13 protein-coding genes are annotated in these 13,993 nt (G+C 67.2%); 3 read left to right on the forward strand and 10 right to left on the reverse strand.

Annotated elements, in window-relative coordinates:
• Positions 1-72: 72 nt before the first annotated feature.
• The 6 genes from QPK32_RS22065 to QPK32_RS22090 form a co-directional block, all read right to left on the reverse strand.
• The gene (locus QPK32_RS22065) at positions 73-2,049 is read right to left on the reverse strand and encodes an Ig-like domain-containing protein (RefSeq protein ID WP_290414945.1); all 1,977 of its coding nucleotides are present in this window, start codon (positions 2,047-2,049) and stop codon (positions 73-75) included.
• Positions 2,050-2,116: 67 nt separating this feature from the next.
• Positions 2,117-4,255, reverse strand: a complete 2,139-nt coding sequence (pilQ, locus tag QPK32_RS22070) for a type IV pilus secretin PilQ (RefSeq protein ID WP_290414946.1) — start codon at positions 4,253-4,255, stop codon at positions 2,117-2,119.
• The gene (locus tag QPK32_RS22075) at positions 4,252-4,785 is read right to left on the reverse strand and encodes a pilus assembly protein PilP (protein WP_290414947.1); all 534 of its coding nucleotides are present in this window, start codon (positions 4,783-4,785) and stop codon (positions 4,252-4,254) included. Before QPK32_RS22075 ends, pilQ begins: the two co-directional genes overlap by 4 nt.
• Positions 4,782-5,468 (reverse strand): type 4a pilus biogenesis protein PilO, encoded by a 687-nt coding sequence (locus QPK32_RS22080; protein WP_290414948.1) that lies wholly within the window; start codon positions 5,466-5,468, stop codon positions 4,782-4,784. Before QPK32_RS22080 ends, QPK32_RS22075 begins: the two co-directional genes overlap by 4 nt.
• Complete coding sequence (locus tag QPK32_RS22085) at positions 5,465-6,115, reverse strand: PilN domain-containing protein (RefSeq protein ID WP_290414949.1); 651 nt, start codon at positions 6,113-6,115, stop codon at positions 5,465-5,467. Before QPK32_RS22085 ends, QPK32_RS22080 begins: the two co-directional genes overlap by 4 nt.
• Positions 6,115-7,191 (reverse strand): pilus assembly protein PilM, encoded by a 1,077-nt coding sequence (locus tag QPK32_RS22090; RefSeq protein WP_290414950.1) that lies wholly within the window; start codon positions 7,189-7,191, stop codon positions 6,115-6,117. Before QPK32_RS22090 ends, QPK32_RS22085 begins: the two co-directional genes overlap by 1 nt.
• Before the next feature lie 301 nt (positions 7,192-7,492).
• On the opposite strand from QPK32_RS22090, the gene QPK32_RS22095 reads away from it, so the two are divergent.
• Positions 7,493-9,832, forward strand: coding sequence for a penicillin-binding protein 1A (locus tag QPK32_RS22095; protein WP_290414951.1), 2,340 nt, complete (start codon positions 7,493-7,495; stop codon positions 9,830-9,832).
• 214 nt (positions 9,833-10,046) lie between these two features.
• Here the strand turns inward: QPK32_RS22095 and cyaY are convergent, their stop codons facing one another.
• Positions 10,047-10,376: an iron donor protein CyaY gene (gene cyaY, locus QPK32_RS22100; protein WP_290414952.1), complete on the reverse strand. Its 330-nt coding sequence runs from the start codon at positions 10,374-10,376 to the stop codon at positions 10,047-10,049.
• A 40-nt stretch (positions 10,377-10,416) separates the two neighbouring features.
• Between cyaY and QPK32_RS22105 the strand changes: the two genes are divergently transcribed.
• On the forward strand, positions 10,417-10,740 hold the full coding sequence (locus QPK32_RS22105; protein WP_290414953.1) for a lipoprotein: 324 nt from the start codon (positions 10,417-10,419) through the stop codon (positions 10,738-10,740).
• Positions 10,741-10,742: 2 nt separating this feature from the next.
• Complete coding sequence (lysA, locus tag QPK32_RS22110) at positions 10,743-12,017, forward strand: diaminopimelate decarboxylase (RefSeq protein ID WP_290414954.1); 1,275 nt, start codon at positions 10,743-10,745, stop codon at positions 12,015-12,017.
• A gap of 136 nt (positions 12,018-12,153) precedes the next feature.
• On the opposite strand, the gene QPK32_RS22115 is transcribed toward lysA, so the two are convergent.
• From QPK32_RS22115 to msrP, 3 genes are read right to left on the reverse strand one after another with little or no spacing between them, the layout of a single operon-like run.
• Complete coding sequence (locus tag QPK32_RS22115; RefSeq protein ID WP_290414955.1) at positions 12,154-12,339, reverse strand: hypothetical protein; 186 nt, start codon at positions 12,337-12,339, stop codon at positions 12,154-12,156.
• Position 12,340: 1 nt separating this feature from the next.
• Positions 12,341-12,976, reverse strand: coding sequence for a sulfite oxidase heme-binding subunit YedZ (locus QPK32_RS22120; protein WP_290414956.1), 636 nt, complete (start codon positions 12,974-12,976; stop codon positions 12,341-12,343).
• Positions 12,977-12,989: 13 nt separating this feature from the next.
• Positions 12,990-13,970, reverse strand: a complete 981-nt coding sequence (gene msrP / locus QPK32_RS22125; RefSeq protein WP_290414957.1) for a protein-methionine-sulfoxide reductase catalytic subunit MsrP — start codon at positions 13,968-13,970, stop codon at positions 12,990-12,992.
• Positions 13,971-13,993 lie beyond the last annotated feature (23 nt).

Here is a 13,993-nt window from a genome sequence, read left to right on the forward strand (position 1 = left end):
AATGCGGACGGCCAGGATAACCTGGCCGCCGCGTGTCATTCGGTCGCCCCGCCAGGGGCGTGCTCGTGCATTTTACGGGCAGGTGAACGACAGTTTAAACGGAATATTCGTCACCGAGCCTAACGGCGTGGTCACGGTGACGTTGAACGAGGCTTGGGTCGCGTTCTTGCACTCCGTGGGCTGCGTGCTGGAAATGCTGAACGTGTGGGTCGAACCCTGGTTGCCGCTAATGGAATTGCCGGTCGGATCGTCCACATTGGTGGTGCCGTGCGGCGCGATGTTCGGCACCGTGGCCGGCACGACGGCCGACGCGTTCCCGTTCAGCATGCTCGTGATCTCGACCCGGCTGCCGGCCGGCATCGGGTTCAGGTTCACGTCGTTCAGCTCCAGCTGGAACACCTTGGTCGCGCTCGAGGCGATCGTGCCCAGGTCGTTCGGATTGGTCGCATCGAACGAGACCTTGGTGCCGCTCATGAACGTATTGACGGCCGTGCTGCCGCTGAAGAAGATCGCCGTCTTCTGGTACAGCACGTTGCTGCCGTCGGTCGTGCTGGCGCAGATCGTGGCCAGGCCGGCGCGGGTGGCGTCCGGGCTGGCGGCATTGCACGGCGTCGCCGGCAGGCCCGGGGTGGCGGTGAACGGTTGCTGCGTGCGGAACGGCACCGAGCAGTTGCCGTTGACGGTATTGCAGCCGCCGGTGCTGGACGAGCCGACCGCGCCCATATTGGTCTGGAATACGATCGGGGTGCCGTCAGGGACCAGGTTGCCGAAGGCATCGCCGAGGCTGACGGTGATCGTGGCGGCCGAGCCGTTCAGGATGTTCCAGCCCTCGACGTTGAACTTGTCGGTCGCGAGCGTGAAGGCGCGCTGCACCGGCAGGCCGTTGGTGACGACGATGGAGTCCGACATCGTCGAGATGTCCGGGCCGGTGCCGCTCGCGGTGCCCGGCAGGGTCGCCTGCACGCGGAACGAGGTCGGCGTGGTGCCCGAATTGACGGTGGTGATCACGCTGCCGCTGGCATCGGTCGTATCGCTGGCCTTGTTGATCCTGACGTAGGGCGACGCGGTGGAGAAGTTCACCTGCTTGCCCGCCAGCGGGTTGCCGAAGCTGTCGACGACCTTGAAGGTCAGCACGGCGGTCTCGGTACGGCCGTTGCCGCCCTGGCCCTGGATCACGATCGACTGGTTGGTCGGGGTGGCGCCCACGAACTGCACCGACGCGGCCGACGGCGGCGCGATCGTCACGGCAGTGGTGGCGGCCTGCGCGATGCCGTCGGCCGACACGGTGATGGTGTCGTTGTTGGCGCAACCCTTGTCGCGGTAGACGGTCTGCGCGGTGCCGTTGTTGGTCGCCACGGTGGCGGCCAGCGTGGCCTTGCCGGCGGTGACGCACGCCGAGCTGAAGCTCACGTTGACCTGCTGGCTGGTGTACTTGGCGCCGCCGCTCAGCAGGTCGACCGACAGCACGGTCGAGCCGTAGGCCTGGAGGCTGGACGGCGAGGCGCTCAAGGCGCCGAACGCCAGCGTGGTCGCGCCGACCGAGTAGTTGCCGGTGCCGCTCACGGTGGCGCCGGCCACGCTGGTGGTCGCGGTGACAGTGCCGGCGCCGCCGGCGGCCAGGCTGGCGGCGCGCATGGTGACGCTGGCCACGCCGTTGGCGTCGGTCAGGGCCGTGCCCGCCGTCGGCGAGAAGGTCGCCAGGCTGTTGTCGGTGGCGAAGGTGACGATGGCGTTCGGGACCGGCTTCTTGTTCGCGTCCAGCACGGTGGCCTTGACGGTCAGCGGGGTCGCGCCGCTCAGGGCGTTGGTGCTGGCGCCGCCGGCATTGGAAAAGGCCAGCGTGACGGCCGCGCTGTTGGTGACGGTGCCGCTGCCGCCGTTGCCGGTGGAGCCGCCGCCGGTGGAACCGCTGCCGCTGCCGCCGGTCGTGCCCGGATTGCCGCCGCCGCCGCCACAGGCGGCAAGCAGCAGCGCGATCGCCATCCCACTCGCCAGGGTGGCTGCACGCACGCCGTGGCGTGCCGCGAAATCATGCTCGTAGTTGTTCATCTCTGCTCTTTGTTGATTATTGTTGCTGAAATTTGTACTGCATTCGCGGCCTGCCGGCGGGAGCCGATCAATGCACGCCCGTCACCCTGTCCGCCACGATCTTCGGGGTGATGAACACCAGGAGTTCGGTCTTTCTGGTCGAACGCGAGGTGCTCTTGAAGAGATTGCCCACGACGGGGATGTCGCCCATCAGCGGCACCTTGCTGACGTCGGTGCTCTCGCTTTGCTGGTAGATACCGCCCAGCACCACGGTGCCGCCGTTCTCGACCATGACCTTGGTCTTCACGTGCTGGGTGTTGATGGCGAAGCCGGCCGTCGTGCTCTGGCCCTGGGAATCCTTGGCGACGTCGACGTCCAGCACCACGTTGCCGTCCGGCGTGACCTGCGGCGTGACTTCCAGGCGCAGGTTGGCCTTGCGGAAGGCGATCGAGGTGGCGCCGCTGCTGGTGGCCTGCTGGTAGGGCAGCTCGACGCCCTGCTCGATCACGGCGGGCACGTTGTCCTCGGTGACCACGCGCGGGCTGGAGATGATCTTGCCCTTGCCGTCCGCCTCCAGCGCCGACAGTTCCAGGTTCAGGAAGCGGTTGGCGGCCGACGAGAACAGCGAGAACGCGATGGTCGGCGCGGCCACGCCGTTGATCGGATTGGCCGGCAGGTTCACCATCTGGCTGTTGGCGAAGCCGCTGGTGGCGGGGACCTGGCCCGTGGTCTCGCCCACGCCGGTCAGGTTGCCGCCGATCGCCAGGCGATTGTCGCCGTTGACCTGGTAGCCGGCGTCGCCGCCGCGGATCCCGCGCAGGTCGGAAAAGCCCAGCTTGGCGCCCAGGTTGCGCGAGAAGCCGTCGTTGGCCTCGACCAGGCGCGCCTCCACCAGCACCTGCTTGGTGCGGATGTCGACCTTCTGGATCAGCTTGCGGATGTCCTCGATCTTGGACGCGATGTCGGTCACGAACAGCTGGTTGGTGCGCGGATCGATGATCGCGCTGCCGCGCCGCGACAGCACGCGGTTCTTGCTGTCGGCGCCGGTGCTGGCGCCGCCCGCGTCCAGGCCGAACACGTTGCGGAAGGACTCCGCCTTCTGGTAGTTCAGCTGGAAGATCTCGGAGCGCAGCGGCTCCAGGTCGGTGATCTGGGCCTTCTGCTCGAGCTCCAGCTTTTCCTTGGTCAGCAGTTCTTCCTTGGGTGCGATCCACATCACGTTGCCGTTCTTGCGCATGTCCAGGCCCTTGGCCTGCATGATCACGTCCAGCGCCTGGTCCCACGGCACCTGCTTCAATTGCAGCGTCAGGTTGCCGCTGACGGAGTCGCTGGCGATGATGTTCAGGCCCGAGATGTCGGCCACCGCCTGCAGCGCCGCGCGCACGTCGATGTTCTGGAAGTTGAACGAGACCTTCTCGCCCTTGTAGCCCTGCGGCCCGGTGGCCAGGCGGTTCGGGTCTTCCTTGACCGGCTTGACGTCGATGACCAGCTGGGTGTCGCTCTGGTAGACGCTCTGTTCCCAGTTGCCGTGGGCGTCGATCAGCATGCGCACGTTGCCGCCCTGGGCGGTCGTGGTGATGCGCGACACCGGGGTGCCGAAGTCGGTCACGTCCAGGCGCCGGCGCAGCGCCGGCGGCAGGCCCGTGTTCAGGAAGTCGACCTGGATCTGGTTGCCGGCCTGGCGCACGTCGACGCCGACCTGGCCGTTGGGCAGGTCGACCACGACGCGGCCTTCGCCGTTGCTGCCGCGGCGGAAGTCGAGGTCGCGCAGCAGCTGGACGGCGGCGCGCGTTCCCGCGCCTGCGGCCGGTGCCGCGGTTGCGGGTGCGGCCGCCTGCGCCACGCCGCCGGAACCCTCGACCGTGACCAGCACGGAGCGGCCCTCGATGGCGGTGGCATAGTTCAGCGGACGCTGCAGGTTCAGCACGAGGCGCGTGCGTTCGCCGGCCTGCACCAGGTTCACGCCGCGCACGTCGCCCAGGTTGATGTCCTGGGACGTCTTGCCGGTGGCGTTGGCGGTGGCGCCGAAATCGAGCGCGATGCGCGCCGGATTGGTGATCGAAAAGCCGATCGGCGCGCGCGCGGGCGCTTCCTTCATGGTCACGTTGAGGACGACGTTGCCGCCCTGCTGGTTGGCGCTGATCGATTCGATCGCGTTCTGCGCCCATGCGCCGCCGGCGCCCAGCGCCAGCAGCAGACCGCACACGAGGCGGGTGAATCGGATCATTTACGGCTCTCCTTGGTTTGCAGCTCCAGCCTGGCCATGCGCTCGACCCAGTCGCCGGCGGCGTCCTGCACCACTTCACGGATATCGATGGCATCCTCGCCCACGCGGGCGACGACGCCGAAATTCTGGCCGATGCGCTGGCCGGCCCTGACCTGGTACACCGCGCGGTCGATCTGCAGCAGCGCATAGCCGACGCCGCCCTTCTGCATCGAGCCCACCATCTGCATGGTGTCGAGCGGGAAGCTCTCGAGCAGTTCGCGCGGACGGTTCAGGTCCGGCTGGTTGCGGTCGTGCGCGGCGGTGCGCGCCAGCTCGCCCAGCAGCTTGGACTGGCTGAACGGATCGGGCGCCGTGGCGGCGCCGTAGGCATAGGGGATGAAATCCTTCGGCTCGGCCAGCGGCTTGACGTTCGGGCGGGTATCGCGCTGGACCTGGTCCATCCACTCGCGCACTTCGCGCACGTCGCTGTCGCCGCAGCCGGCCAGCAGGTGGGCGCAAGCCAGCGCCGCCAGGAGACGGTGACGGATCATGCGCCGTCTCCCTTGGCGGCATTCGCGCCCTTCTTGTTCTTCTTCGCCTTGCGCGCCCTGGCCTGGGCTTCCAGCTCGTCCTGGTCGAGGTAGCGGAAGGTCTTGGCGACGGCGTCCAGCGACAGCGTGCCGTCCTTGCCGGTAGCGAGCGCCAGGTTGTTCAGCGTGACGATGCGCGGCATCTTCGCCATGTCGGCCGCGAAGGCGCCGATGTCGTGGTAGCTGCCGCTGACGCGGATGTCGATCGGGAGCTCGGCGTAGTAATCCTTGACGACGACCTGGCCCGGCTTGAACAGCTCGAACTGCAGGCCGCGGCCGACGCCGGCCTGGTTGATGTCCGACAGCAGCGCGGCCATCTCGGCCTTGCTCGGCAACTGCTTCTCGAGGCGTTCCACGTAGCGGTTGACCTGCTGCTGCTGCGCCTGCAGCGCTTCCAGGTTGATCGCCTGCGCCATCTTGACCTTGTAGTCGTCGCGCAGCTTGACCTCCTGCTGGGCCAGGGTTTCCTGTTCCTCGAACTGGCCGCTCCAGTAGAAATACCAGCCCAGCACGAGCACGCCGACCATGGCGCCGGCCGCGCACAGCAGGCGCGGCGCCAGCGGCCACAGGCCGGGGTGGCGCCCTTGCAGGCCCTCGAACTGGGCCGCCAGGTCGGCGCCCAGTTGTTTGACGTCGATGTTCATGTTTGTGCTCCGGCCGTTGCCGCCGGCGTGCCCGGCTTGCCGCCGTTTTTCCTTTCGTCCTTCTTGCCGTCAGCCTTGTCGTCGGCCTCGCGGCTGCGCTTGATCGCCACCGTCAGGTTGAATTCCACGACCTTGCGGCCGGTCTTGCTCTGGGCCAGCGTGGCCGCGCGCACCTCGGTCAGGTCCGGGCGCTCCAGCCAGGGCGAGACGCCCGACAGGTTGCGCAGCAGTTCGGCGACCCGTTCCTGCGACTGGGCCACGCCGTTCAGCTGCACCTTCTGGCCGTCCTGCTTGAAGCTTTTCAGGTAGACGCCGTCCGGCACCTGGCGCACCAGCTCGTCCAGCAGGTAGACGGGCTGGTTGCGGTCGCCCTGCAGGTCCTCGACGGCCTGCTGGCGCGCCTTCAGCGCCTCGATCTCGGACTTCAGGCTGGCGATCGAGGCGATCTTCTTGTCCAGGTCCGCATTGGCGTTCTTGAGCACCAGGTTGCGTTCGTTCTGCACGGCGATGCGGCTGGCGTTGTAGGCGCCCACCAGCAGCACCAGCGCGACGCCGGCCAGCGCACCCAGCGACATCAGGGCCACGAAGGCGGCCTGCTTCTGCTTGCGCCTGGCCTCGCGGTGCGGCAGCAGGTTAATCCGGATCATCAGCCGAACCTCCGCAGCGCCAGCCCGCAGGCGACCAGGTAGCCCGGCGCCTCGTGGCGCAGCTGCTGTTCGCGCACGGCGGGGCCCATCTGCATGCCCTGGAACGGCGCCGCCAGCGCCGTCGGAATGCGGGTACGGCCGGCGATGATGTCGATCAGGCCCGGCAGCATGGCGCAGCCGCCCGCCAGCCAGATCTGGTCGATGCGGGTATAGGGCGTCGACGTGAAGAAAAACTGGATCGCGCGCGTCACTTCGAGCGCGGCGTTTTCCAGGAACGGCGGCAGCAGGTCGGTGCGCCAGTTGTCGGGCAGGTCGCCGGCGCGCTTCCTCGCCTCCGCCTCCTCGAACGACAGGCCGTAGGAGCGCACGATGTCCTGGGTCAGCTGGACGCCGCCGAACGGCTGCTCGCGCTCGTAGATGGTCTCGCCGTTCTGCAGCACCGAGACGTGGGTGGCCTGGGCGCCGATCTGGAACAGCGCATGGACGCGGTCCTTCGGCAGGCCGGCGGGCCCCGCGATGACGCGCTCCAGCGCGGCGCGCGCGGCGTACGATTCGATGTCCATCACGGTCGCGCTCAAGCCGGCGGCCTCGGCGATCGCCACGCGGTCCTCGACTTTTTCGCGGCGCGCCGCGGCCAGCATCACTTCCATGTCGTCCGGCGCATTGGGGGACATGCCGATCACGTCGAAGTCGAGGCTGACCTCATCCAGCGCGAACGGGATATACTGGCTGGCCTCGGATTCGACCTGCACTTCGAGCTGGTCTTCCGCCAGGCCGGCCGGCAGGATGATCTTCTTGGTGATCACGGCGGCCGGCGGCATGCCGAGCGCGACGTGCTTGATGCGGGTGCCGCTCTTCTTCCAGACGCGCAGCACGGCGTCCGACACCGCTTCGATGTTCTCGATATTGCCGTCGACCACGACGCCGCGCGCCAGCGGTTCGGCGGCATAGCGCTCCAGGCGCAACTCACCCTTGCCGGCGTCGGCCAGTTCCACCAGGCGCACGCTGGACGTGCTGATGTCGAGGCCGACCAGTGGCGGACTCGATGGTCCGAACAAGGAACCGAGGCTGATCACGAGCGCACTCCCTTTTGCTCCGTTCTCTTTGGAACGACTTGTTAACGCCCGCGTGGGGATTCATTGATAAAACAGATATTTGGCGCACATATATCAGGCACCGCATCAAATCGTAGCAATACTGATGTCCACAGACAAGAAATTTCTGTATGGGAATATCTAGTGGCGAAGCAGGAATACGACACTGCGAAAAATCAATATTGCTGCGGTTTTCACACCTGTTGTTGCCTTGTCTAGCGGTGATTCAGACCTTTCCCTGACTTATAATGATTCCGATCAATAAAGCGAGCCGTCCATCCGCATGAAAGCATCCCCGAACGGAGCGCCATCCGCTCCGCAAGCTCCCCAATCCTCCAGCCCCAAGCGCCTGCTGCTCAAGATCCTTGCCGGCCTGTTCGGCCTGGCCGTCTGCGGCGTGCTGGTGATCGTGTTCGCGCTGGCGATGGCCTATCCCGGCCTGCCCGCGCTGGACACGCTGACCGACTACCGCCCCAAGATGCCATTGCGGATCTTCACGGCCGATAACGTGCTGATCGGCGAATTCGGCGAGGAGCGCCGCACGCTGGTGCACTTCAAGGACATTCCCGACGTGATGAAGAAAGCCGTCCTCGCGATCGAGGACGACCGCTTCTATGAACACGGCGGCGTCGACTACTGGGGCATCCTGCGCGCCGCGCTGCACAACGCCACCGGCGGCGCGCGCCAGGGCGCCTCGACCATCACCCAGCAGGTCGCGCGCAACTTCTTCCTGTCGAGCGAACAGACCCTCAAGCGCAAGGCCTACGAGGCGCTGCTGGCCTACAAGATCGAGAAGAACCTCAGCAAGGACCAGATCCTCGAGGTCTACATGAACCAGATCTACCTGGGGCAGCGCGCGTTCGGCTTCTCGTCGGCGGCCCAGATCTACTTCGGCAAGGACCTGAAGGACATCACGATCGCCGAAGCGGCGATGCTGGCCGGCCTGCCGAAGGCGCCGTCGGCCTACAATCCTGTCGTCAATCCGAAGCGCGCGCGCCTGCGTCAACAGTACATCCTGCAGCGCATGCACACCCTCGGCTACATCAACGACGCCCAGTACGCCCAGGCCAAGGACGAGGAACTCAAGATCAAGACCGACAGCACCGCCTTCGGCGTGCACGCCGAATACGTGGCCGAAATGGCGCGCCAGCTGGTCTACGAGCAGTTCAAGGAAGACACCTATACGCGCGGCCTGAACGTGTTCACCACCATCACCAAGGCCGACCAGGATGCCGCCTACCTGGCGCTGCGCCGCGGCGTGATGGAGTACGAGCGCCGCCACGTCTACCGCGGCCCGGAAAAATACATCGAGGTGCCCAAAGCGAAATCCGATGCCGACGAAGCCATCGAGGCCGAGCTGGCCGAACACCCGGATTCGGACGACATCGTCGCCGCCATCGTGATGCAGGCCTCGCCCACGCTCGTCACGGCCGTGCTGGCCTCGGGCGAGGAGATCAAGATCACGGGTCCGGGCCTGACGTTCGCGCGCGAGTGGCTCTCGCCCAAGGCCGCCGAGACCCGGCGCCTGCGCCGCGGCGCCGTCATCCGCGTGAGCCAGGACGGCGGCTCCTCCTGGAGCATCACCCAGCTGCCGGACGTGGAATCGGCCTTCGTGGCGGTGGACCCGAATGACGGCAAGATCCGCGCGCTGGTCGGCGGCTTCGACTTCAACCGCAACAAGTTCAACCACGTGACGCAGGCCTGGCGCCAGCCCGGTTCCTCGTTCAAGCCCTTCATCTATTCGGCGGCGCTGGAACGCGGCTTCTCGCCGGCCACCCTGATCAACGACGCGCCGATCTCGTTCGCGGCCGGCACCACGGGCGGCCAGGCCTGGGAGCCGAAGAACTACGACGCCAAGTACGAGGGCCCGATGACGATGCGGCGCGGCCTGACCAAGTCGAAGAACATGATCTCGATCCGGATCCTGAACAAGATCGGCGCCCGCTACGGCCAGGAATACGCGACCCGCTTCGGCTTCGACGCCGAGCGCAACCCGCCCTACCTGACGCTGGCGCTGGGTGCCGGCTCGACCAATCCGCTGCAGATGGCCGGCGCCTATTCCGTGTTCGCCAACGGCGGCTACCGCATCAGCCCCTACATCATCTCGAAGGTGACGGATGCCGACGGCAAGGTGCTGTCGGAAGCGCGCCCGGAACGCGCCGGCGTCGAGGCCAACCGCGTGATCGACGCGCGCAACGCCTGGCTGATGGACAGCATGCTGCGCGACGTGGCCCGCTACGGCACCGCCGCCAAGGCCCAGCAGACCCTGAAGCGCCCCGACATCGGCGGCAAGACCGGCACCACCAACGACTCGATCGACGCCTGGTTCGCCGGCTACCAGCCGAACCTGGTCGGCATCGCCTGGATGGGCTACGACCAGCCGCGCAACCTGGGCAACCGCGAAACGGGCGGCGGCCTGGCGCTGCCGATCTGGGTGGGCTTCATGCAGAAGGCGCTCAAGACCGAACCGGTGGTCGAGCGCGAAGTGCCGCCGGGCCTGGTGCTGTACGGCGACGAGTACTACTATGCGGAGAATCCGCCGGGGACCGGGGTGCAGTCGCTCGACGTCGGCCCCATTCCCGAGCAGAAGACGCGCGACGCGGTGCGCAACGAATTGTTCTGAACGGCAGCCGCGTCTCGGTAGGGTGGACGGCTTGCCGTCCACGCGTTCCAGCGGCGCCCGGGTTGCCACACAGCCGAACGGCGCCGGGTTGCCGCAGGGCCGACCGGCGCCGGGTCGCTACACGGCCGACCGGCGCCGGTTTGCCGCACGGTCGAGCGGATGCCGCCTGGACGCGTGGACGGCGGAGCCGTCCACCCTACCGCTCGGCCGGTTCTCAGCCCAGCTTGATGGGCACGCCCGCCTGCTGCGTCGCGTACGCGGACAGCGACGCGAAGAATTCGCTGTCGTCGCGGGTATTGCGCCATTCATCGCCCACGCGCTTGTAGTGGAAGCCGCCGGCGCGCGCCGCGACCCACATTTCCTGCAGCGGCGCCTGGCTGTTGACGATGATCTTGGAGCCATTGTCGACGAACTCGATCTCCAGCACGTTGCCGTTGCGCTTGCATTCGACGTCGACGACGTCCTGCTCGAACAGCTGGTCGAACGCGCCTTCGATCTGGTCCAGGGTGGACTCGGCGAGGTCCAGGAATTCGGTTTCGGTCATGCTACACTCCAAGGTCTGATATCAAACCGTGATTCTAATCGTGAAGTCCTCATTTGCGCTCCCCGCCGGCCTGGCGCTGCTGCTGACGCTGTCCGCCTGCGGCCAGACCGGTCCGCTCTACATGCCGAACGCGCCCGCCGCCCGCGGCCACCGCGGCGGCCACGGCGCGGTGCCGACGCCCAACCAGGCGGCGCAGGCCACCCAGGCGTCCCAGGCCAAGCAGGCGGCCTCCGCGCCCAATGCCATCGGCACCGACACCACGCCGCCGGCACCGGCCGCCGGCACCGTCGGCCCGTCGGCCGCATCGAACGCCAACGATACCCAAGCCACCCAATCGCCGACCACCCCGGCCACCCAACAGTAAACATGTCGCACTTCGCCCTCAAGAACGGTGTCCTGCACGCCGAAAGCGTTTCCCTGTCCGCCATCGCCGAGCAGTTCGGCACCCCGACCTACGTGTACTCGAAGGCCCAGCTGCTGGAGAACTTCGACGCCTACACCCGGCCGGCCGCCGGCCGCGACGCGCTGGTCTGCTACGCGATGAAGGCCAATTCGAACCTGGCCATCCTCGACATCCTGGCGCGCCGGGGCGCCGGCTTCGACATCGTCTCGGGCGGCGAACTGCTGCGCGTGATCGCCGCCGGCGGCGATCCGGGCAAGGTGATCTTCTCGGGCGTGGGCAAGACCATGGCCGAGATCGGCCTGGCGCTGGAAAAAGGCATCCTGTGCTTCAACGTCGAGTCGATCCCGGAGCTGCACCGCATCAACGAGGTCGCCGCCCGCATGGGCAAGCGCGCGCCCGTGTCGCTGCGCGTGAACCCGAACGTCGACCCCAAGACCCATCCCTACATCGCCACCGGCCTGAAGGCCAGCAAGTTCGGCGTGGCGTTCTCGGACGCGCTCGCGACCTACCGCACGGCCGCCTCGCTGCCGCACCTGGAAGTGGTCGGCATCGACTGCCACATCGGCTCGCAGCTGCTGGACGACGCGCCCCTGCTGGAGGCCCTGGACAAGCTGATCGAGCTGATCGACACCTTGGCGGCGGAAGGCATCCACCTGCACCACCTCGACGTGGGCGGCGGCCTGGGCATCGACTACGGCACGGGCGACAAGCCGCCGGTCCCGGCGAGCGCCTACGTCGAGCGCGTGTTCGCGCGCATCGACGCGTGGCGCGCCGAGAAGCACGGCGGCAAGCCCATCAAGGTGATCTTCGAGCCGGGCCGCTCGATCGTCGGCAATACCGGCGTGCTCCTGATGAGCGTGGAATTCATCAAGCCGGGCGAGGAAAAGAACTTCTGCGTGATCGACGCCGCCATGAACGACATGGCCCGCCCCGCGCTGTACCAGGCCTGGATGGACGTCAAGCCGGTCAAGCCGCGCGCCGGCACGCCCGTCACCTACGACCTGGTCGGCCCCGTGTGCGAATCGGGCGACTGGCTGGCGCGCGACCGCGCCCTGGCGGTCGAGCCGGGCGACGTGCTGGCCATGATGGCGGCCGGCGCCTACGGCTTCACGATGTCCTCGAACTACAATACCCGCGGCCGCGCGGCCGAGGTGCTGGTGGACGGCGACCGGGTGCACCTGGTGCGCCGGCGCGAGGATCCGTCGGAGCTGTTTGCGCTCGAGACGGTCGTTCAATAAGACGTCTGCGATCAACACGTCGTCCCCGCGCAGGCGGGGACCCAATTTTTGCCGGCGCTAACGCAGCGCATGAAAAATTGGGTCCCTGCCTGCGCAGGGACGACGTTGTTTTATGTACGCATGCGTGCGTACTCTGCTAGTCCCTTCCCCGCGACCGATCATCCGGCCACGCCAGCGCCGCGCACGCCGCCGTCTGCTCGCCCCAGCGCGCCTGCAGGTTCAGGCAACGGTCCACCGCCACGCCGTAACGCGTGCGCGAGACCCCGAGCACCATCAGGAGCACCAGGGCCAGCAGGAGGACAATCGCACCGAACCGTTTCATGTCATGAGCGTACCGATCCCGCCGAGGCGGCGCTGCGCGTGCGGTTCCAGCTCCACCAGGCCCGCAGGCCCAGCAGCAGCGCCACGACGGCGCCCCAGACGATGGGTTGTTCGAAGTTGTGCTTGCCCGCCTTGATCCACCAGTAGTGCAGGATCGCCAGCGGCGCGATCAGGTAGATCAGCCGGTGCAGCTGGGTCCAGCGCCGGCCCAGTTTCCGGATCATGGCCTGGGTGCTGGTCGCCGCCAGCGGGACCAGCAGGACGAAGGCGATGAAGCCGACCGTGATGAACGGCCGCTTGAGCACGTCCTTCCACATGGCCGCCACGTCGAAGCCGTGGTCGAACCAGAGGAAGGTCAGGAAGTGCACGAAGGCATAGAAGAACACGTACAGGCCCAGCATGCGGCGCAGGCGCACCAGCCAGTTCCAGCCCGTCAGCCGCCGCAGCGGCGTGACGGCCAGCGTGGCGCACAGCAGGTACAAGGCCCAGTCGCCGGTGCCGAAGGTCAGGAAGGCGACCGGGTCGACCGGCACGCCGTTCGCGAGCAGCCAGGCCATGCGCAGGAAAGGCAGCAGCGCCAGCACGAACACGACGCCCTTGATGGCGGTGAGCTGCTTCGGTGTCGGGTTGAATGCCATGGCGCCGCCCTCGTCAGAAAAACTTCTTGAGGTCCATGCCGGTGTACAGCGACGCGACGTCGTTGTAGCCGTTGAACATCAGGGTCTTGCGCTTGGGCGTGAACAGGCCGCCTTCGCCGATGCGCCGCTCCGTCGCCTGCGACCAGCGTGGGTGGTCGACGTTCGGGTTCACGTTCGAATAAAAGCCGTATTCTTCCGGCGCCAGCAGGTTCCACGAGGTCTTCGGCTGCTCGCGCAGGAAGCGGATGCGCACGATCGACTTGGCCGACTTGAAGCCGTACTTCCAGGGCACGATCACGCGCACCGGCGCGCCGTTCTGGTTGGCCAGCACCTGGCCGTACATGCCTACCGTCAAGAGCGCCAGCGGATGCATGGCCTCGTCCATGCGCAGGCCTTCCGAATACGGCCAGTCGATCACGCGGCCGCGCACGCCCGGCATCTGGGCGCGGTCGGCCAGCGAGATGAACTGGACGTATTTGGCGTTGCCGGTCGGCTCGACCTGCTTGATCAGGTTCGACAGCGAATAACCGATCCAGGGGATCACCATCGACCAGCCCTCGACGCAGCGCAGGCGGTAGATGCGTTCCTCGAGCGGCGCCAGCTTGACCAGGCGGTCGATGTCGAGGGTCACCGGCTTCTTGACCTCGCCGTCGATCTGCACCGTCCACGGCCGCGTGCGCAGCGTGTGGGCGTTCTCGGCCGGGTCGGACTTGTCGGTGCCGAATTCGTAGAAGTTGTTGTAGTGGGTCGCGTCCTGGAACGAGGTGGGGTTCTCGGTCGTCGACAGGGCGGCATTGCGGGCCGCGGCCAGCTTCTGGGCCGGGGCGCCCTGGGCCAGCGCCTCGCGCTGCAGCATTTCCCACAGCGAGGTGCCGGCCACGGCGGTGGCCGCGGCACGAGCCAGGAAGGCGCGGCGGCCTTCGACCACCTCGCGCGGCGTGATTTCGGATGGGAACGGCAGGTCGATGCCGTTCGGGTTTCGCTTGATCAACATGGCAGCTCCGGTTGGACTAGGCG

It is taken from the genome of Massilia sp. YIM B02763, from assembly GCF_030412015.1.
Classification (GTDB): Bacteria; Pseudomonadota; Gammaproteobacteria; order Burkholderiales; family Burkholderiaceae_D; genus Telluria.